Origin of the sequence: Adonisia turfae CCMR0081 (genome assembly GCF_011009555.1) — a bacterium.
GTDB classification, from domain to species: Bacteria; Cyanobacteriota; Cyanobacteriia; order Phormidesmidales; family Phormidesmidaceae; genus Leptothoe; species Leptothoe turfae.
On the sequence record NZ_QXHD01000004.1, the window covers coordinates 5,629,895 to 5,650,261 of the forward strand.

Sequence of the window (20,367 nt, forward strand, 5' to 3'; positions counted from 1 at the left end):
ATCATCGTTCGGATCAGTACGAAACGCTTCACCACTCACCCGGAAGCGAATGTCGTACTCGTTTCCATGCTCGCGAGCGATGGGATCAACCGTTTCACGAATGAGCTGCTGTAGCCCGTCTCCAGTTTGTTCATCATTAAAGCGAATATTGAACCGTAGTTTCACCTCAGCCGGAATCACATTCTCTGCACATTGTGCCGTCTCAAACTGGGTCATCTCCAAGTTGGATGGCTCAAACCACTCATTGCCCTCATCCAATGTTAGCTTTTGCAAAGCTGTCACCATTGCCACCGCAGCAGGTACCGGGTTCAGCACATTGCGCTGATAGGCCACATGCCCCTGTTTACCCTTTACCGTAATAAAGGTGTTGATACTGCCCCGACGACCAATGTGAACACAGTCTCCCATCTCCAACGGGTTAGTCGGTTCCCCCACCACACAGGCATCAATTTTCTCACCCTGCGCTGCCAACCATTTCATCACTGGCTTGGTGCCGTTGATCGCCTCGTGTTCTTCGTCGCCAGTAATAATAAAACTAAAAGACCCTTTAAAACTGTCTTTGTCCTTCGCTAACCAGGATGAAACAGCCGCAATAAAGCAGCCGATACCTGCCTTCATATCGACAGTGCCCCGTCCCCACAAAATACCGTCTCGAATCTCTCCTGCATAGGGATCAATATCTCCCCAGCGCTCCCGATTGCCCTCAGGTACAACATCGGTATGGCCAGCAAAAGCCAGGTTAGGACCTTCAGTGCCATAGCGGGCGTAAAGGTTATCGACTTCGTAACTGCCCGGCTCATTGTGGAATGTCATACGGTGGCAGGTGAACCCAAGCTGTTCTAGATGACGTTGGACAACATCGAGACCACCCTCGCGATCGGGCGTGACACTGGGACAGCGAATCAGTTCTTGGGTGACTTTGACGGGATCGAAAACGGGAGTCGTGACGGTAGTGCTAGCGATCATGGGAATTCGTTTGTTTTCAGCATTGTACAAAACCGACTAACTGTTTGCCGCTGTTTGCTCTATAACAAAGTCCTGATCGACTAACTGTTTGCCGCTGTTCGCTTTGCAACAAAGTCCCGATAGGCCGCAATCAAACGCATCGTGATCGGACCAAACGCCTCAAACTGCTGCTCATCAATCTGGCTAATGGACTCAATCTCACAGGTTGTCCCGGTCAAAAAGACCTCCTGGGTCTGGGCAAGTTCTTCGGGTTTAATATGCCGTTCTATCACTTCAATGCCCAACTGCTTGGCCAGTTTGATGATGGTTTGGCGAGTAATCCCATCCAGGAAACAGTCCGGTATTGGTGTGTGTACAGCCCCATCCATAATCAGAAATACATTGGATGCGGTGGATTCAGCGATCAGCCCACGGTAGTCTAGCATCAGGGCATCATCAAACCCCTGTTGTATTGCCTCATGTTTGCTCATAAAGCAGATGGGATAGAGACAGGCCGCTTTGCTGACTGTCGGTGCAGTTGTTGGATCAGGCTTCCGCCAGGTGATACGGCTAGTCAGTTTTAAGGGTTTTTTGGTTTCGATGTTAAACAGAGTAGTGGGAAATGCCCAGGCGGCAATGCCAAGACGGGTTGATGGGGTCGGTGTATAGATCCGTAGCTGCTCACTGCCGCGCCAGGCAAAGTGACGAATGTAGCCGACATCAATCTTTTCTTTAGCCAGCAAGTCGTGGGTGGCAGTAATGATGTCATCCGTAGAATAGGGAATTTTAAAGCCTAGAATTTTGGCGGACTGATGCAGCCGTTCGATGTGTTCGCTGAGCAAAAAGGCTTTGCCATTGTAGATACGGACACCTTCGAAAACGCTACTGGCGTAGTGGAGGCCGTGGGTGAGGGGATGGATAGTGGCATCTTTCCAGACAACAGTTTTGCCGTTAAGCCACAGATATCCTTCCTTTTGGTCGAAAGGCAACAGAGACATGGGAATTCCTATGGATGATGGAGTTGGAGAAGCGAGGAGATTTGTGGAACGCTGTGGATGGAACGTGGTGACTAAAAGGACTTTGTGTCCTTGGATTTTGCCTTCACCCTAAATCCCTCTCCCTGGGGCTACTGTGTATACACATCTAGAAAATAATTTCCCAAAAGGTAGACATAGCCTTGAATTGGCCCTCATCCTAAATCCTTCTCCCTGGGGGCGAAGGACTTTGAGGCCAGGCCCCCCTTCTCCCTCAGGGAGTAAGGGGCTGGGGGATGAGGGCTCGAAATCTAGAGCCAGCTCTCCGACTTATGTATACACGGTAGCTCCCCAGGGAGAGGGACTTTGAGAACGTAGCTTTGCTATCTGCAAAAGATATATTGCTCTTACTCCCCTTCTCCCTGGGGAGAAGAGGCTGGGGGATGAGGGTTAATCCCGCAACAGGTCATTGATGGATGTCTTAGATCGGGTCTTATCATCCACAGTCTTAACAATCACATTGCAATATAGGCTAGGTCCAGGCGTACCATCTGCCAGAGGCTTGCCAGGCAATGCCCCAGGGACAACAACAGAGTAAGGAGGAATTTCACCGTAGGTCACTTCGCCTGTGGCCCGGTTAACAATTTTAGTGGACTGACTCAAGTACACACCAATGGCCAGCACCGCCCCTTCTCTAACAATAACGCCTTCGGAAACCTCGCTCTGGCCACCGACAAACACATTGTCTTCAATAATGACCGGGTTCGCTTGCAGGGGTTCTAGTACACCACCAATGACCACACCTGCTGAAATATGGCAATTTTTACCGATTTGCGCGCAGGAGCCGACGGTGACATAGCTATCGATCATGGTGCCACTGTCCACATAGGCACCGATATTAGTAAAGCTGGGCATTAGCACCACATTACTGGCCACATAGGACCCCCGTCGCACAACGCAGTTGGGTACGGCTCGAAACCCAGCTTCGGCATACTTTTCCTGGCTCCATCCGGAAAACTTAGAAGGCACCTTATCAAACCAGGGGGCGTCTCCCATGTCAGCGTATTTTAGACCGCTGGAAATAACGGTGGAGTCATTGAGGCGGAAGGACATGAGTACAGCCTTTTTCAGCCATTGGTTGACGACCCAGTCATCGCCTGACTTTTCACAGACGCGATACTGACCGCTATCGAGGCCGTTAACTACATATTCGATGGCATCACGGGTTTCGCCTGATGTGCTGGAATTAATCGAACTACGGTTTTCCCAGGCGGTGTCGATAATTCGGATCAGGTTCTGTGTGTCCATATGTGGTATGCCCTTTGGGGTTGCTGTTTGCACTAAAGTGGGTCAATTAAAAAACGTCAATCTTTAGATGCTATCGCTAAACCTTGTCTAAGTTAAATGGGCATCAATGTAGGCGGCTAACTCTGATTTAGATCGGACGTCAGGAATCAGGCACCAATTACTAATAGCGATAGTGGATGAATGTCCGTAACTATAAAGTTGTGCCTACTAAGCAGCTCTGTGGGATTAAGCTTTGTGATTGAATTGGCGGCTTTTACTGACCAGGTTGTCAAAAAATGAAAGCGTAGATATGGAATCAGTTTTATTCGTTGATTTTTTGTATGGATGTACGGTTTCTAAGGTGTTACAGAGGGGTTCATCAGAAAAAACTCGACCTTTTGGTGAAGGTTATGGAGTTGTGATGTTCCATGGCATTAAGTAATTCATTTTTGTTTAATGTCATCTGTGTAGAATCCTTAGACAATGCACAAACCATTGATTTCAGTTGTTCAAGAATGTGACGTTTTTATAACGCCCTTACGTCCATGTCCAGCGATCTTCCTACCCCTAGCCGAGGACAGCGTGCACTAGCCGCTATTGTTGTTACTGATGCGGTTGGCTTTAGTGCCCGCATGTCAGTTGATGAGGAAAATACATTACAGCTGATTCAACGTGACTTAGCGTTGATGGCAGAGCAATGCACAGAATTTGAGGGCCAGGTTCTCAAATCTACTGGCGATGGCTTGTTGATGTATTTTGTTAGCGCAGTGCAGGCGGTGAGCTGTGCGATCGCAATCCAAAAAGCTTTTTACGCTCAAGAGAAGCAGACCGATAGTCTCTCCCATCGCATTGGTATTCACATGGGAGACGTCTTCTTTAACAATTCAGACGTGATGGGCAACAGCGTGAATATTGCTGCTCGCCTACAAACTCAGGCTAAACCCGGTGGTATCTGCTTATCTAAACTGATGTACGATCTGGTTAAAGTACGCCTGTCGCTGGATGCAGAGTTTGCTGGGCCGCTCAAACTAAAAAATATTAAAGAGCCGATTACGGTTTACCACATTAATGTGGCAGGTATCGACACGGCGGCGGTAGCCAAGTCTGCTCCCGATCCTGATCAGACAAAACATTGGACCCATCAAGAATCTAAACAGACGGCGTCTAAACAGACGGCAAAAAAAACGCCCGTCCTGACAGAAGGCACTAAAATTGGGGGGCGCTACACGATCAAGCGCATGCTGGGTCAAGGGGGTTTTGGTTTCTCTTACCTGGTGGAAGATACCCAGCGGTTTGGCGAACTGTGTGTGCTCAAAGAATTGCGCCCGGTGCAAAAACAGGGAAAATTTTTGCAAAAAGCGATTGAGTTATTTCAGCGGGAGGCCAAAACCCTCCACAGCATCGATCATCCGCAAATTCCTAAGTTTATGGCCTGTTTTACCCAGGCTAAGCGACTGTTTATTGTTCAGGAATATATTGATGGGGTTACCTATCTAAAGCTATTGCAACGGCGTAAGAAACAGTCCAAGCTGTTTACTGAAGGTGAAGTTGTCTTCTGGCTGGCCCATATGCTGCGGGTATTGGACTATCTGCACAGTCTCAATATTATGCACCGCGATATTTCACCTGAGAATGTGATGTATTCCCGCGATCGCAACCTGCCCGTATTGATTGACTTTGGCCTAGTCAACAACACCATGTCTGACTCATTGTCAGAGAGCCCTACCCAGAACGAGAATCTACAAAAAGCTGTCACCGCTGTGGGTAAATTTGGCTATTCTCCACCGGAGCAGATGTTTGGAAAATGTACTCCCTCCAGTGATTTGTATGCGTTGGGAGTGACGGCACTGGTGCTACTGACCGGGAAACATCCTCGCGATCTGATGGATGTCCATACACTGGATATGGACTGGCGACCCCATGCAGAAATTAGCCCGCTGCTGGGGGACGTTTTAGCGACAATGACCCGACAGCAGCCCCAGGATAGATTTCAGTCGGCCCAAGCGGTATTTGAGCAGTTGGCTCCTTTATTGCCTGTCGGCTTTAGTAAAACGCTTAATCCGAAGCCAGCTTCTACTTTGCCAGCAGAGATGCCTGAGCAACCTGAGCGTATTTCGCCCGATCCATCCTTTATTGCCCAGTGTCGTGATGAACTGAGCCGCTGCATTGGTCCCATTGCCGATATGGTGATCGAAGAAACGCTGGAAGATCACCCGAACGCTACGCCCCAGGAGATTGTTGATATTCTTGTCGGGCAAATATCTGATGCTGACCAGGCTACGGTCTTTTTAAGTCACATTTGTATCCCAGACGAGGCTCTGGCATCAAGTGATACCATGCCGGAGATTAGTACGGTAATTCAACAACGTCAGCAAACCTTAGATCTTGCCTTTATCGATCGTTGCCGTCAGGTGTTGGCTCAATGTATTGGGCCGATGGCCAGCATGATTGTGGAAGATACGTTAGTGGATTATCCCAACTTGAATCCGCCTGCTTTTGTTGATCGACTCGCCAGAGAAATTCCTGATGGCGAGAAAGCTCAGGAGTTTCGATTGGAGTTACGCAGCGAGATTAGCGTGAAGTCAACGTGAGAAGATTCCCCCGTAGGGGCGCATGGCCATACGCCCTCTGGGATGTGGACCCATCGTCAATTGGTTGACCTGCGATATCGGACGCCCTTAACCAGCCCCCTGGCTGCCTTTGCGACTACGGCGATGGCGCTCTAATCGCTGCATGGCCATTTGTAGGCTGAGGCGCATACGGTTAAAGGAGTCGGTGAGGTTGCCAACTTCATCGTCAGACCATTTGATAAATTCGGCTTTGGTATCACCGGTACTGACGGCTTCTGCAGTGGCGGCCATGCGGTTGATGGGGCGGACGACGTAGCGCTTGAGCCAAAGATTGACGAGGAGGATTGCGATCGCAAATACCCCCGTAAACACTGCCAGGGTAATCAACAATGACTTATTAGCCGTTCTAAATACAGTTTTTGCAGGTACCGAGATAATCTGAGTACCGATAATTTCGTCCAGCTGCCAGCCAAACCCATTGTCGCTGCCATATTTCTCAATCATACTCTTAGGGGCCTGATCTGGAGTGCTATGGCATGATAAGCAAGCCTCCTGCTTAATTTGAATTGGTCGAGCGATGTAGAACAGTTTGCCGCCCGGTGTCTTTCTAAAACCGTGTAATTCTTCGCGACTGTCAGGCCGATCAAATGAGCTGACCAGTGATGCTTCAAACTCATCCGCTTTGTCTTTAATATTAGTGGGATTTAAGACAGCTTCTTTATAGAAAAAATCTTTATAGTCTGGGCTTGCTTGCAGCGTTTCGAATACTCTATGGGCTGAGTAACTGGGCACAGTTTCTGGCAAAAATTGAGTTTCGCTACGTTCTGCCAGTTCCGGGCTCACCTCATCAACAGTGTACTGACGCACAGAGTTCATGGTTTCCATCAGCATCAGTGCTTTGTTGGTGAGCTCTGCTTGGGCAGTGTGGTTAAGTAAGCGTTCTAGGGCAATGCCACTCATTAGAATGCCGCCTATAAAGACGACCATTAGCATCAGCGTAAACTTTTGGCCAAGTTTCATTTTCGAAAGCGTCAACATAACTCCAAGCAGAAGAGGTTTAGTGAGGTTGCCTGTATCTAACGTATCCATTTCGCCCAGATAAAGGCTGTGAGTCAAATCAATTGGCAATATTTCAATACAAACGCTTTCAGATCTTCAGTTCTAGATCCTGATTTCCAGGTTGGATGCCGTGAAATGCTGGGGTGATTTTTCTTTTTTACCCAGCACAGGACTATACGAGGCTCTTGTGGGGAGAACTGGGTTGGGTTTATGGGTTGGCATTATAATTGGGGAGAGTACGGCTATGGCGCAACCTGTTTGACTTGTGGGAATGATGAATAGGCAACCAACGTACAACAACACTATGGGTAAAGTCGTCGTTACTTTAAATCTGATCAATTGGGTTGATCAGGTTTTAGCAGAACGAGGCTTTATTCCAGTTGCTCAGGTTCGTTCGATAACGGTGGATAACGCTCTTGTGGATACTGGTGCTACTCGCCTTTGTTTACCTACTGAGGTTATTCAAAAATTGGGGCTTAAGTTAACAGGCACTATTGACGCTCAAACTGCGACGGGACCACAGACGGTTAATGTTTACGAAGGTCTCAAGCTGACTGTTGAAGGACGGGAAGGTCGTTATGACTGTGTAGAGCTACCTGCTGGGCAAACGCCTTTATTGGGACTGATACCGCTAGAAGATTTAGGCTTAGAGCCAGATTTACAAAATCAGCGATTACGACATTTACCAGTCACAGGCAAAGAGACTTACATGACAGTGCTTTAAGGCAGCTTACCTGGTGGCCAAGCCTCTGACTGGGCACTCTATCAAGTTGTCTCATAAGACGGGGCAGCGTTATCAAATGTGGCAGGAGGGGTTTCATCCAAAGATGATTTGTTCGGATGAAATGTTGCGACAGAAGCTGGATTATATTCATAACAATCCGGTGAAACGTGGATATGTGGATAATCCGGCCCACTGGCGTTATTCGAGCTATCGGAACTATTTGGGAGAACCTGGATTGTTACCGATCACTCCCCTCTAGCTCCCACCACCTAGGTCCCAGGCTCTGCCTGGACCAGCGAGTGTGGAGGCTCTGCCTCATGATGGTGGCGGAGCCACAGGGCACTGGTGGACTGCCCAGGCAGAGCCTGGGAGTAAGAGTAAAGAGCCAATATTATTTTGTGGTAAAAAAACAAACCACCCGAAAACCAATATCGTAGTTGTGGGAGTCGCACGCGAGCCTGAGGCGATCGGCAGAGCGGCAGTTGACCGGAGAGCTGAGCCAGGAACCGCCTCGCCGTATTTTTTTCTCATCGGATTTACATTCGTCGCCATCATTAGGGGCGTCTTTATAGTTCTCATGCCATCCATCCAGGCACCATTCCCATACATTGCCATGCATGTCGTAAAGGCCAAATGGGCTTGCGATCGCAAAACCCCCTACTTCTTTTGTCCCTTGTTGCTTGCCGTCATAATAGTTGACTAAATCTTTAGTGATTGTCGGACCAAAATGAAATGGCGTTTTAGTGTTAGCCCGACAGGCATACTCCCATTGTGCTTCACTAGGCAATTTATACTCTTTTTTTGCTTTTTTCGATAGCCGTTTACAAAACTCTTCAGCCTCCTGCCAACTCACCTTCTCAACTGGATGTTTGGCCCCTTTGAAACGGGCTGGATCGCCATTCAAGTCTCGTTCAATTCTCTTAAGCTTCGCCACCGCCTGCCACTGCTCTTGGGTAACCGCAAACTTCCCCATCCAAAACTCAGACACCGTCACCTTGTGCCGTGGATACTCATCATCGCTTGCACCTTTTTCTCCCTCAGCAGCCCCCATCATAAAAGTGCCACCAGGAATCTTCACCATCTCTAATTTAATACCGTCACCCAAATCTTCAGCGAAAAACTCCGCCTTTTTCTCTAGAGTTTCAATTACCTTACCTTTCTCATCCACCCGTGCAGTCTTAAATGAAAAAGTCTGGTATTTCTGAGCTTTAGTGGTTTTTACAGGTTTAACTTTTGGTGCAGGAGCAGGTGAAACGTCTGGTGGCTGAGTCAGTTGCTGTTTTAACCCATCACCTAAAATCTCTTTCTCAGTTGCCCTTACATCCTCATCCCGTAAGTTCAGCTGACGCTTTAGCTCCTCCAGTTCCTCAATCGCCTCATCATCCAACGGATAGGCAAACTCTTTTTCTGCGATCAGCGCCTGTTTATAAGTTTCCAAATGCTTAGCCTTTTCCCGATAAGGCTTTAACACCTCTTCTAAAATTGCAGCCGCATCCTCATCAGAAATCCTCAGTCGAATTTGTTGCTGTTTTAAATTCGCAAGGGCTGCAGGGCGAATTCGACCGTTTCTCACCTTGCGCTGTACCTGTTTCCGATAGCGCTGTAAACTATCCACCTGTATTTTGGCGATAGCAATTTTTGTCCCGTCCAAACCATTAAAAATTGCAGGCTCCATGGCTGGTGCAGCTGCTTTTACCTGGGTTTGCACATAGCTATGTAAATCCTTGATATAAATCCGCTCCTGTTCATCGGAGGCTGCACCGCCGGTTCTAATCCCGTCTACCAAATAACGGGTATACACCGACAAATCTTCACCCTCTTGCTCCAGAGCATAGCGAGTAGATTTCGATGCCGTCATTACACACCAGCCTTTACCCCCCAGCTGGTTCTCCACATCAATGCTATTATCGTCCATCCCCGTAATGCCCTCGGCAAAGGCGGAGGCAAAGCAACAATCTAAAATCACCACCTTACGCTGAGCATACGAGCCACGAATCACCCGTTTAACAAAGTCTGCTGCAACAGCTGTACCAGGGTTTAGGCTGCCACTCTTAAATAGCTGAGTTTGTGTTGTTGATAGATAAAAGTTGCCAGACATATCCTTAATGCCATGGCCCGTAAAATAAAACAACACCAGGTCATTTTTAGACAGCTGACCAAACACCTCACCAATGCGAGCCTGCATCGTTCCCACATCCGGATTAATCAGCGGCACCACCTGATCAAAGCCACCAATCTCAGGATTTTCCAGCAATTCTTGCATTGCATTCACACCATTAGCCGGACATCGCAATGGCTTTAGCCCATTGCCATACTCCCCAACACCAATCAGCAATGCAATTTTTCTAGCCATTCACCCAGCAGTCAGCACCTTCCAGTTCTTTCAGCCCTAAACCAGCCAATTCCCCACTGTTTTGATTAACTATCCTGTAGTTTCTGCGCCGCTGCAACCAGTTTTTCAAGCGTCTCATCAAAGTTATCCGGGCGGACATTCTTCGCCCCAATGCTGGTCTTTCTTCCCATCGACTTCCAGGGTAAACTCAATCGGCTTACCAGGTAGCCGTTCATAAGCATCCTGACACACCTGCTTAATCCCCTCAACGGTTATTTCTGCTGTCAAAACACTCCACAGCCAGTTAGCACCCATGCTCCCGTCGGGCATCTCCGGGTCCGCCACCCGCTGCACATCTTCCACCTCATCTAACGCCCGCAGTTCCTAAAACACCGTTTGGGTCAGCGTTTCCTGCTGCTCTTCGGGCATATCACTATCTGCCTCACGCCAGTCAATCGTCAGCAAAATCGTATCAGCCATAGCGGGGTATCTTGGTTGCCACCGCAGTATTCTAGCCAAATCAAAAGCCGCTATTCAGATTTGTAGCATTGCCTTAATAGGCTATCCACAGAAGGTCATGCAACCAACCTCGGGAAATCAATCCGCATTGCAGCATATAGCAGGCAAGCTTGTATATCAGCTGCCTCTAAATCAGGAAAATCTTCTAAGATTTCGCTAGCAGTGTCCCCTTCTGCCAACGTTTCTAAAATATCCACCACCCGAATTCGCATATCCCGAATACAAGGACGTCCTCCACATTTACCAGGCGTTTGAGTAATTCGTTTCACTAAGGCTGTCCGATCCACCATCACAACCACCTCAACACGATCCGTACTCAACCTTATCCAAATTTAGCCATTGCCGTTGCTCCAACCAATTAATAGTAACTAAAGTCAGGACGAAGCATCAATTTTGCACCACAATAGTAACTACAAAAGGTAGTCATTTGTTGTCTGATTAATATATGGCCGTACCTTGAGCGAAGTCGAAAGGTACGCTGGCAGGAAACATAAAACTGCAAACCTTCACCCTAATCATTGCCGATAATAATATTGAGAGTCGCAACTACATAATCAACAAACTCTTCCGGCAATCTCTCCCCCGTAGGCTTCCACCAACGCTTACTCAGATCTAACGTCCGAACCTGCTCAGCAATAATAGATCCCTGAATTTTGTAACCTTCAGGGATAGTAATCATCGTCTTAATCTCGGGCCTAATCGTGCTCGTAATCGGAGAAACAATCACAATTCCTTTTCTCGCCTGATTAAACTGAGTACGGCTAAGCACCAAACAAGGACGAGCATTACCCGTTTGCTCACGCCCCGTAGTCGGATTTAGATTAACGCAAAGAATATTACCCCGCTGAATATCCATAATTGCTACACCACATTAAAATTCATACCCCCAATTCCTGTAGGGGCACTCCCTTGTGGATGCCCCGCGATACCATTGACCATTTGCCAAGACTCTGATCAAATCAATTCTTGTCCCGTAGGCTCACCACCTATAAAATCAACCACATCGTCAGGATAAGCAAAATCATCAGGAATACTGGCAAGCAAAATATCTAAACTAGGCGGGCTACTCTTTTTCTTGATCACCAACGTATTATCCACCTCAAGAACCTCCAAGGTAGAGTTTTCATCCAGACCAAGGCGGGTGACCAGCTGATGAGGAATTCGAAACCCCAAACTATTGCCCCATTTTTTAAGCTGAATTTCCATAGCGTAAAACACTTTATAATTATACTTTGTATAATAGTAGTTCGACTAATCAAAATTAGACCATAGCCATAGCGCTACAATAACTAACGCTGTCGCCGCTCCCAACCATGGCCGCTCAACCGTCGGGAAAAAAATACCAGGGTCAATCCTCCCTTCTTTCCAAACAACTGCTGGCCTTTTACCGGCGGGTAAGCCAATCCACCCTGACCGTTGTCGATGTCGAAACCACTGGTTCTGTCGCCTACAAGTCCAACGTCATCGAAGTTTCCGTCATCAAAGCCAATCTGACCGACGGCATCCTCCAGCAAGAAACGTCCCTAATTAACCCCACCGGTAAGGTGCCGCCTTTCATTACCAAAATTACCGGCATTACCACCGCCATGGTCAGCAAGGCCCCCTACCCTGAGGAAGTATGGGCCGACTACGAACACCTACTGCGCCAGGATGTGCTCACTGCCCATAATCTGGACTTTGACTACGGATTTCTCCAATCTGAATATAAGCGCTTAGACGTTCACTATTATCGTCCCCCCAGCCATCGCTTTTGCACCGTCTTACTGTCCCGGCTATTGCTGGCAGATTTACCCTCCCGCAGTTTGCCCAATTTAGTCAAACATTTTAATTTTGATGTGGGTACGTCTCACCGGGCGAAAGCCGATACTAAAGCCTGCTGGCTCCTGGCCGAGATATTGTTGACCCTGATTCAGCAAGAACCTGAAGAGAAAATCTTAGGGCTATTTCGTCAACAATGGATTCGTCTCCAAGATGCGGCGGCGATTTTGGGGAAGCGCAAAAAAGATGCGTTGGATTTGCTGATTAAGGCAGGACTAGAACATCGTTTATCTAAACGTCAGCAGCAGCCCCTGTTTCGTCGCGGTGATGTGGAAGATGTGTTCTATGCTCAACAGGGTGAACAATTGTCGATGTTAGAAGAATCTTGAAAATCAAGCTAAGGCATTCTCTCGTAAACATTTAAACTAAATCTGTCTAATTCCATGGTGCCCACAAGTTCTTGGTTGCCTACGGGCTGATAGTCAATGCTCAAGAGTTGTTCAACATCTTGCCGAATCTTTGTGGTCTCTGCTGGGTCTTTTGGTGCTTGCCATACAGGTCTCGCCGCTTCTAGCCATACAACTCTTTCATAGGTCTCATTACCATCAGCGAGAACCGTCTCTAATGACTCAGGTAGCATCGCTGGGTGGGTCGCTAACAGGTTTATAGATGTGTCGTTTGGCAAGTAATACACCAGCCGTAAAACATGGCCCCAGGCTTTAGAATTCATAGCTATTAGGGTAGAGTCTGAGGCTGTAGCTGTTGCAGCAATCTGCTGAAATACCTGACGGTTACGGCCAGCCATATCGCCGACATTGAGGCCAAGATACATAACTAAGATGGTTAGCAAAACTGGCTTTTTCCAGCTGGTGGGCAGATTTATGACCCAAGCAGTAACCATCAACAACAGACCTGGCAAAATGAAAATAGCACTACGCCCAAACCCCCAGGCTAAGGTGGACTTGCCTGATAAGATGTCGGACCCTAGCATCAGCAATAGGGGTAAGCACCCTAATATAAGAATTGTGATCAGTAATGCGGGAGACTCTTGTCTCAATGAATGCCATAGGTGCCAGATAATCCCGGCTAACAAAATGATTGCGATGATGCCCATGGCTAAAACAACAGCTATGGGTAAACTGGTTGCCCAGTCTCCCACTATTAGTTGAATACCTAGAACTTCTAGTAAACCTTGAACATGCTGGGTGATGGTTTCTACTAAAGTACTTTTAGTGGAAAATCGATTGAGGTCTACATTTCTGAGCTGTTGCGGCAGACCCCAATAGGCCCAGGGTACTGCTAAACAAAGGGCACCGAGGCCGCACAGTCCATACTGCCACCAGCGTTTACGGTCTTGGATGAGAATCACGCAGCCCAGGGCCATAAACCATAGGGCTGAGAGATAATAGGTCAGAACTCCCGCTGTTACCGACAGTGTTAGTAATAGATACCATCCGCATCGTGCCGGGCGAGATAAACGCTGATTGCAGAGCTGTAGCGCTGCCCAGCCGCCCAGGGTAACCCACAACACTGTTGGGCAATACATGCGCACATTTAAAGAATGAAACCAAAAAAATGGGTTTAAACCCAACAGGGCTGCTAATATCAGACCTCCTCGATGGTTAAAGAGGGCTTTGCCCATGCCATAGGCTCCTAAAATTGCGCCCAGGCTCAACAACAGATTGAGGCTGCGTACACCGATTTCCTGTGTGCCTGTCAGAGGTAGCCACAGGTACTGAGATAAAAAGAAAAGTGGAGGATGGGGTTCGCGCCCGACTAGACCCTGTAATAGGGGTTTAATGGCTTTGATGAAATCACTGGCACCACTGAAAGGTGGCAGCTGTAGCAGATTGCCATAATCGGCCAGTGCAATGGGGATATCGGGCGGGTTGCTATAGCCGGTGCGCTGGGAGGTGGATAGCAGCAATGACAAGACTTCGTCGTACCAGAATTCTCGCGCACCAACGTACATAACTCGAATCAGACATGCGATCGCAATGGCCGCCATCAATATCCATTCAATCCGTATCTGTTGGCTTAAACCCGTCAGTCTACGAAGAGAATTAGTTTCTGAAGACATAGGACTCTGTGACACAGGAAGTCTCCTTCAAGGGGTCCGATTCTGATTGTTGGTTGAGCTGTTAGCTGGGACGGTTGGCACTGCCTTGGGCACTGCCCGTCGCCTTCGATACCAGGTGGCTCCACCCACCAGCATGCCAATTAAGGTCAACGCTATCACTAGAGGCACCAGATCTCCAGTTTGGGAAAGTGTGAGGCCAGAGCTGCCCAACAGCACAAAGGGTAATACCCCTGGTAGTGTGCCCAAGGTTGTTCCGACCACATAGTCTTTCCAGCTAATGGATGTAAGACCTGCAGCAAAATTTACCAAACCATAGGGAATGACTGGCAGCAGTCTAATGGAGAATATGTAAACCATGCCACCATGGCGAATTTCGGCATCAAGGGTTTGCCAGTAACCAGCCAGTCGTTTTTCCACCAGCTCTCGCCCCAAGGTGCGGGTAAAGCCGAAGGCGACCATGGCGGCTATCAACGCTCCAATGGTTGTCCATAGCGAGCCTAACCAGGGACCAAACAACGCTCCCCCCGCCAGGTTGAGCACAGTAGACGGCAATATCAATACCGTTGCCACCGTGTAGATCACGATGTAAAAAATAGGTCCCCACAGGCCTGCCCGGTCGAGGCTGGTTTGTAGCCACACAGGATCTATACCTCCTAGGGAGAATATGGCAACCCCAGTTGCGGCAATGCAGACTAGGGCCATGATTAAAACCAGGCGTTTGAAGTTAGCCATTGATCGCCCATCTATGGTTTTCTAACCCCGTGGCCAATTGTAGCGACGTTCCATGGAACGTCGCTACAATTGGCCACGGGAAATATTCAGGGTTTATTTTATTTGCCCTCCATAGAACTCCCGTACTAAATATAGGGGGCGCTGTTTAACTTCCTCATATACGCGACCTAGATACTCGCCAATAATGCCGAGGCTAACTAACTGAATGCCCCCCAGAAACAAAATTGCCACCATGAGCGATGCATAGCCCGGTACATCAATGCCTAGCACCAGGGTGCGGATGACTAAAAACGATGCATAGACAAAGGAGATAACAGAAATCATCACCCCCAGGTAGCCCCATATCCTCAGAGGTGTGGAGCTAAAGGACACAATGCCATCAATGGCAAAGTTCCAGAGTTTCCAATAGTTCCACTTACTGTTGCCGCTGTGGCGCGGGTCACGGTCGTAAGTAATATACGTTTGCTTGTAGCCCACCCAGGCAAATAACCCTTTCATAAATCGAGTACGCTCGGATAGCTGTTTGAGGGCATCTACAACCTTACGGTCCATGAGCCGAAAATCCCCGGTGTCTTGAGGGATGGGCACCTGGCTCATTTTGCCGATGACTCGATAAAACCCATTGGCTGAGAATTTCTTCAGCCAGGTTTCTCCCTGGCGATGGCGGCGTTTTGCATAGACAACGTCATATCCTTCTCGCCACTTTTCCATCAGGTCCTGAATGTACTCGGGAGGATCTTGCAAATCGGCATCGATGGGGACTACGGCCTTGCCTTTGCTATAGTCAATGCCCGCAGTGAGGGCGAGTTCTTTGCCAAAGTTACGGGCTAGGGCCACAACTTTAATGGCAGGGTTACGGTGATGGTGATCAATCAATCGCAGCAGGGTATTATCCTTGCTGCCATCATCAACACAGACAATTTCGTAATTTGTCCCTAAGCCATGGACGACATGCTCTAGCCGTGCAAACAAATGGTCGACGTTAGACTCTTCGCAGTAAAGCGGGACAATAATTGATAGCTCGGGGCATAGCTCGGGGCTTGGTAGCTCAGGCGGTAGCTTGGAAGATCGCTCCGACACTGTGACGGAATTCATGGAAACTACGCCAGACGCACTCTGAGTGTGGGGCATGGGCATTGCTGCAATGGCATAGAAGCTAGTATAGTCCTCGGCATGGCTTCTGCTATCAATGTGCCATGGCAGCAAGCAGGCACTAGCTACTGTTTACAGTGCCGCTGTTTAATCATCGCTAATCTTTGATATAAGCCTTGGGTGTCAGCCCAGCCGACAAACCCAGCAAAGCGACAACGCTGTTGAGCATCGGCTAGAAAAACATGGTGAATGCCCAGGGGATGACGCCAGATGCGCAGGGAGAACCCATGGGTTAAGGGAGCCCAGATAGTAGACCGATTAAAATTGCGGTGGTGGGCGTCAGTGATGCCAGGGATTGCTTGCATCTGGGCGATAATGGTGTCTTCTAACGGATCCTCTGGCACAGTTGGAGCCTTGGGCAGTATGCTCCAAAAATTTTGGATGGCTGTGGTGACGTCGGGATGGTCTTTGGTATTGTCGTGGCGAATTCCTTTGAGCTGGGTGTAGTGGGCATGGCGAAACTGAGAACACTGCAGGGGAACTGTGCCATCACTGCCACCATCGTAATCGCTGGCAATGGTTTGCATTGGGATGTGACGGGCCAGATTTTCAGCCATTTGACGGCGGTCAGTGCCTAAATCTCTAGCGATGCCAATACCCCATCGGAATGGGTCAAAAATGCGCCCCAGGTCAGCACCTCCAACCGGTGAACTCACCAGGCTGACTGAACTGACGTGAGACCACCATTCGGGATGGCGCTCGAGCAACTCTAGCCAAATTAATCCGCCCATGGAGTGACCAACAATGCGCCAGGGACGGTTGGGGTGGTGCTGATGGGTTGCGATCGCAACTTGTTCTACTTGATCAATCAGTGGGTCAATGCGCCACCAGGTTTTAATTAACCCTAGATTAGGTGCGATTACCTCTGTGTTTGGATCGGCTAAGGAGATCCCCAATCGATGAATACGACGATGGGTATCGTGCCAACCGTGTTGGACAAAAAGAATAAACGGCAAAGATTGAGTATCCACCATGGCTCAACCCCATCTTGTAACGATTTTCAGTAAAACGATATCTCTGGTTTCAAACAGAGCAGAGTCCGCCTCAGCCACTGATCCCCAATCCCAATAAGGCTTGGAGGCCAGCAAACGCGCTGGAATTGTAATTAAGCCAACACTCAGATTCAATATCTATCCCTGAGGTATGCTAGTTGCGGAGCGCAAGTTAATATATACGTCACATTTTTAGCAAAGACTCCATTACGTTGTTGCCAATCTTACTGGATGGTTCTGTTATGACATTTGTCGATTGTGCCACTTAAGCCACATCCCAGCTGATACATAACATGTTCGCTGCTAGGAAACTCTGATTCTAGATGGACAGGTGTCCTACATCTTCAACACATACAGCGATTTAGCAACGCATTAACACCTTTGAGGACGTCTACGTGTTACAAACTTTTATTGCCGATTTTAAAGTGGTTTTTGAGCGGGACCCAGCTGCCCGTAATGCACTGGAAGTTCTGTTTTGCTATCCGGGCCTGCATGCTTTATTGCTTTATCGCCTATCCCATAATCTGTGGAAGTTGGGACTACCGTTTCTACCGAGGTTTGTATCCCATGTAGCGCGTCTGATCACGGGTATTGAGATTCATCCAGGAGCCACCATTGGCTGCGGCGTCTTTATTGACCATGGTATGGGTGTGGTCATTGGTGAAACAGCTATCGTGGGAGATTACTCTCTGATTTATCAAGGAGTCACCCTGGGAGGAACCGGTAAAGAAACCGGCAAGCGTCACCCCACCCTAGGTACCCAGGTCGTCGTGGGGGCAGGTGCTAAGGTGCTTGGCAATATTCAAATTGGTAATAATGTTCGGGTGGGTGCTGGTTCTGTAGTGCTCAGGAATGTTCCTTCTGGTTGCACGGTGGTGGGTGTGCCTGGGCGTGTTGTACACCGCTCTTCTAACCGTCCCGGCCCCTTGGAACATGGTCAGCTACCTGACTCTGAGGCTGCTGTTATTCGCACCTTAGTCGATCGGATTGAAACCCTAGAGCGTCAGATCGCTCAACTACAGCAGCCGCCCAAAGCTCCAGCGTTGCCGGTGACTATAGTAGCGAGTGCTGCTCAGCCGAACGACCAAGATGAGGGTGACTGTTGTCGGCTAAAGGATCGCGCCATCGAAGAGTTTTTAGACGGCTGCCCTAAGGGCTAGTGGGTCAGACCTTTCATTGTTCAAGGCTCACGCTGCCATTACTTAAGGATTAACTGCTTGGACTGTCCATTCTCCTGCCCCTCGTTCATAGATATGTCGATCTTGGGGATGGCCGCGTAGGGCTAAATGGTCAACATGTTCAGGGGTTAACAACAGTACAGAGAAACTATCGGTTGGGTGTTCCATGGATACAGTCGTTGGTTCAAATGCGTTTGCGTTTGATCTGTTTTGCCCTGGCTGGGGCCAATAAAACTGTTGGCGGGCCTGATCGGACATTGTCTGCCAGGCCGTTTGGCGTAAATCTCCTGGATCGTTGTCTGGGCCAATCAGTGTGAGTTGACCTGCCAAACGAAATTGTTCGCGAGTCACGGTGAAATACCAGCATGCTTCGGCCCAGGGATTCATTTGTATTTGCTGGACTTTCTCACTACGCCCATCGGTGACCATTTGTAGGGCTTCTTCAACAAATCCCCGAAAAACTACGGTACGATTAGAGGGTTTACCCTCTGTATTAATGGTTGCTAGCTGTAAATACCGACAATCTGCTCGCGCACGATTGCGATGAAGAGCTCGAGCTAAGGCGGGTCGCCATGGGGCTAGCGTCATAGTAGATGTGTGGATTCGTTGGCAAGATTTACAGCGATTATTCGTTTGTGCCATTGCTTAGTAGGCGGCACAATAATGATTGTTAGGTAATTATTCATACCTGTAGGTACATTGATTAGAACAAACTCTCGGCATAGTATCGAATAAAGCCGGTACACTCAAATCGATGGCCAGGGGGCCGGTTAGAAAGAATAAATTAACAGAAAGACGTATGAAAGGAGATAGCCTGTAGGGCCATGACTGCCACTGTATTTCTCATACTGGGGATAGTTTTCCTGGTGGTTGGAGCAGATTTTTTAGTTAGGGGAGCTTCCAACCTGGCGGCTATGGTGCGCATCTCTCCTCTGGTGATTGGTTTGACAGTTGTTGCCTTTGGCACCAGTGCGCCAGAGCTTGCTGTGAGCTTGCACGCTTCATTTAATGATCAGACGCAGCTGGCTGTAGGGAATGTGGTTGGCAGTAATATCTGCAATGTGTTGCTGATTTTAGGAGCCTCTGCCCTGGTTGCCCCTCTAGTCGTTGCCCAGCAGCTAATCCGCCTGGATGTACCGATTATGATCGGGGTATCCGGTCTGGTTTTTTTGTTTAGCCTGGATGGATTTATTGACACATCTGACGGTGTTGTCTTGGTGTTAGGTGGTCTCAGCTATACGTTTTTTCTACTTTTTCAAAGTCGTCGTGAGCAGAACCCTGAGGTTCAGGATGAGTATGCCCAAGAGTACGGTCCTCGAGAATTTGCCTGGTCTAAGGTTGGTATAGAATTCCTGGCTTTTTTGGGAGGGATGGCTTGTTTGGTGGTGGGTTCACAGCTCTTGGTAAGGGGGGCTGTGACCATTGCCGAGGCCCTGGAGGTGAATCCCATCATCATTGGTTTAACGATTGTGGCCTTTGGGACGTCGTTGCCTGAGCTGGCTACATCGATTGTGGCGAGTTTGCGTGGAGAGCGAGATATTGCCGTGGGTAATGTTGTGGGCAGTAATATTTTTAATATTTTGGTGGTGTTGGGCGTTACAAGTGCCTTATCCCCCAACGGTATTGCCATTGAGCCATCGGTTTTAGCCTTTGATATTCCAGTCATGATCGGAGTCGCGATCATGTGTTTCCCAATTTGTTTTAACGACAATTTGGTGAGTCGTTGGGAAGGGGTATTGCTGTTGGCTTATTATTTGGCCTACACCTTATATCTGGTGATGAAATCAACCGAGCATGGCAGCACTGTGATGTTTGGCTCTGCCCTCAAATATGTAATTGTGCCGCTGACAATTCTTGGTTTAATGGCAATTACGTTGCGATCGCGCATGAACTCTTCCAAATCAAAGGGCCTGTAGGAGTGTTATCACCAGATGGTCAACAATTATTTGTTAGCTAAATAATTTGCCAGAGCGGGATCTAAAGACTGGGCTAGCTGTAGTGGATCCACCCCTAGAACCGTGCGTTGTTGCTCAGCATAAAGACCCGCTTGCGCATGCCACCAGAC

General features: G+C 48.5%; 20 protein-coding genes and 1 pseudogene. 6 read left to right on the plus strand and 15 right to left on the minus strand.

Translation table 11 applies throughout. The features are described 5' to 3' along the window. The 3 genes from dapE to dapD form a co-directional block, all read right to left on the minus strand. Window positions 1-966 (minus strand): succinyl-diaminopimelate desuccinylase (gene dapE, locus DXZ20_RS27945; protein ID WP_250565946.1); only part of this gene is annotated, 966 nt, incomplete at its 3' end. 80 nt (window positions 967-1,046) lie between these two features. Then, window positions 1,047-1,943 carry a branched-chain-amino-acid transaminase gene (gene ilvE, locus DXZ20_RS27950; RefSeq protein WP_163702385.1) on the minus strand — a complete coding sequence of 299 codons (897 nt, stop codon included), beginning with the start codon at window positions 1,941-1,943 and terminating at the stop codon, window positions 1,047-1,049. A 426-nt stretch (window positions 1,944-2,369) separates the two neighbouring features. Further along, a complete protein-coding gene (dapD, locus tag DXZ20_RS27955) occupies window positions 2,370-3,227 on the minus strand; it encodes a 2,3,4,5-tetrahydropyridine-2,6-dicarboxylate N-succinyltransferase (RefSeq protein WP_006515040.1) in 858 nt (285 codons plus the stop codon). Window positions 3,228-3,751: 524 nt separating this feature from the next. Between dapD and DXZ20_RS27960 the strand changes: the two genes are divergently transcribed. Beyond that, window positions 3,752-5,797 (plus strand): DUF8082 domain-containing protein, encoded by a 2,046-nt coding sequence (locus tag DXZ20_RS27960; protein ID WP_163702386.1) that lies wholly within the window; start codon window positions 3,752-3,754, stop codon window positions 5,795-5,797. 87 nt (window positions 5,798-5,884) lie between these two features. On the opposite strand, the gene DXZ20_RS27965 is transcribed toward DXZ20_RS27960, so the two are convergent. After that, on the minus strand, window positions 5,885-6,814 hold the full coding sequence (locus DXZ20_RS27965; RefSeq protein WP_250564720.1) for a c-type heme family protein: 930 nt from the start codon (window positions 6,812-6,814) through the stop codon (window positions 5,885-5,887). Window positions 6,815-7,139: 325 nt separating this feature from the next. Here DXZ20_RS27965 and DXZ20_RS27970 point away from each other — a divergent pair, with 325 nt between their 5' ends. Both DXZ20_RS27970 and DXZ20_RS27975 read left to right on the plus strand, forming a co-directional pair. Beyond that, window positions 7,140-7,559 (plus strand): aspartyl protease family protein, encoded by a 420-nt coding sequence (locus DXZ20_RS27970; RefSeq protein ID WP_163660901.1) that lies wholly within the window; start codon window positions 7,140-7,142, stop codon window positions 7,557-7,559. A 43-nt stretch (window positions 7,560-7,602) separates the two neighbouring features. Then, window positions 7,603-7,818: pseudogene (locus tag DXZ20_RS27975) on the plus strand (transposase); the annotation flags it as partial. A 132-nt stretch (window positions 7,819-7,950) separates the two neighbouring features. On the opposite strand, the gene DXZ20_RS27980 reads toward DXZ20_RS27975, so the two are convergent. The 6 genes from DXZ20_RS27980 to DXZ20_RS28000 form a co-directional block, all read right to left on the minus strand. Then, window positions 7,951-9,912 carry a caspase, EACC1-associated type gene (locus DXZ20_RS27980; protein WP_163702388.1) on the minus strand — a complete coding sequence of 654 codons (1,962 nt, stop codon included), beginning with the start codon at window positions 9,910-9,912 and terminating at the stop codon, window positions 7,951-7,953. Then, the gene (locus DXZ20_RS38350; protein WP_284681696.1) at window positions 9,905-10,030 is read right to left on the minus strand and encodes a hypothetical protein; all 126 of its coding nucleotides are present in this window, start codon (window positions 10,028-10,030) and stop codon (window positions 9,905-9,907) included. The genes DXZ20_RS27980 and DXZ20_RS38350 overlap by 8 nt, the downstream gene beginning before the upstream one ends. Window positions 10,031-10,035: 5 nt before the next feature. Then, window positions 10,036-10,254 (minus strand): hypothetical protein, encoded by a 219-nt coding sequence (locus tag DXZ20_RS27985; RefSeq protein WP_163702390.1) that lies wholly within the window; start codon window positions 10,252-10,254, stop codon window positions 10,036-10,038. A gap of 212 nt (window positions 10,255-10,466) precedes the next feature. Then, entirely contained in the window at window positions 10,467-10,700 is a 234-nt protein-coding gene (locus tag DXZ20_RS27990) for a DUF433 domain-containing protein (RefSeq protein ID WP_163703637.1), read from the minus strand. 221 nt (window positions 10,701-10,921) lie between these two features. Next, window positions 10,922-11,266 (minus strand): type II toxin-antitoxin system PemK/MazF family toxin, encoded by a 345-nt coding sequence (locus DXZ20_RS27995; RefSeq protein ID WP_163702392.1) that lies wholly within the window; start codon window positions 11,264-11,266, stop codon window positions 10,922-10,924. 98 nt (window positions 11,267-11,364) lie between these two features. Continuing rightward, window positions 11,365-11,616 (minus strand): AbrB/MazE/SpoVT family DNA-binding domain-containing protein, encoded by a 252-nt coding sequence (locus DXZ20_RS28000; protein WP_163665472.1) that lies wholly within the window; start codon window positions 11,614-11,616, stop codon window positions 11,365-11,367. A 107-nt stretch (window positions 11,617-11,723) separates the two neighbouring features. Here DXZ20_RS28000 and DXZ20_RS28005 point away from each other — a divergent pair, with 107 nt between their 5' ends. Further along, window positions 11,724-12,557: a 3'-5' exonuclease gene (locus DXZ20_RS28005; protein WP_163665470.1), complete on the plus strand. Its 834-nt coding sequence runs from the start codon at window positions 11,724-11,726 to the stop codon at window positions 12,555-12,557. An 8-nt stretch (window positions 12,558-12,565) separates the two neighbouring features. Here the strand turns inward: DXZ20_RS28005 and DXZ20_RS28010 are convergent, their stop codons facing one another. The 4 genes from DXZ20_RS28010 to DXZ20_RS28025 form a co-directional block, all read right to left on the minus strand. Continuing rightward, window positions 12,566-14,263: a glycosyltransferase family 39 protein gene (locus tag DXZ20_RS28010; protein ID WP_163702394.1), complete on the minus strand. Its 1,698-nt coding sequence runs from the start codon at window positions 14,261-14,263 to the stop codon at window positions 12,566-12,568. A gap of 12 nt (window positions 14,264-14,275) precedes the next feature. Beyond that, a complete protein-coding gene (locus tag DXZ20_RS28015; protein ID WP_163702395.1) occupies window positions 14,276-14,980 on the minus strand; it encodes a TVP38/TMEM64 family protein in 705 nt (234 codons plus the stop codon). A 93-nt stretch (window positions 14,981-15,073) separates the two neighbouring features. Beyond that, window positions 15,074-16,075, minus strand: coding sequence for a glycosyltransferase family 2 protein (locus tag DXZ20_RS28020; RefSeq protein ID WP_250565947.1), 1,002 nt, complete (start codon window positions 16,073-16,075; stop codon window positions 15,074-15,076). Between the two features lie 122 nt (window positions 16,076-16,197). After that, window positions 16,198-17,106, minus strand: coding sequence for an alpha/beta fold hydrolase (locus tag DXZ20_RS28025; RefSeq protein ID WP_163702397.1), 909 nt, complete (start codon window positions 17,104-17,106; stop codon window positions 16,198-16,200). A 413-nt stretch (window positions 17,107-17,519) separates the two neighbouring features. On the opposite strand from DXZ20_RS28025, the gene cysE reads away from it, so the two are divergent. Continuing rightward, complete coding sequence (cysE, locus tag DXZ20_RS28030) at window positions 17,520-18,284, plus strand: serine O-acetyltransferase (RefSeq protein WP_163702399.1); 765 nt, start codon at window positions 17,520-17,522, stop codon at window positions 18,282-18,284. A 42-nt stretch (window positions 18,285-18,326) separates the two neighbouring features. Here the strand turns inward: cysE and DXZ20_RS28035 are convergent, their stop codons facing one another. After that, window positions 18,327-18,890 (minus strand): Npun_F5749 family FMN-dependent PPOX-type flavoprotein, encoded by a 564-nt coding sequence (locus DXZ20_RS28035; protein ID WP_163665460.1) that lies wholly within the window; start codon window positions 18,888-18,890, stop codon window positions 18,327-18,329. Window positions 18,891-19,126: 236 nt separating this feature from the next. Here DXZ20_RS28035 and DXZ20_RS28040 point away from each other — a divergent pair, with 236 nt between their 5' ends. Beyond that, window positions 19,127-20,218: a calcium/sodium antiporter gene (locus DXZ20_RS28040; RefSeq protein ID WP_163665458.1), complete on the plus strand. Its 1,092-nt coding sequence runs from the start codon at window positions 19,127-19,129 to the stop codon at window positions 20,216-20,218. Window positions 20,219-20,367: the final 149 nt, after the last annotated feature.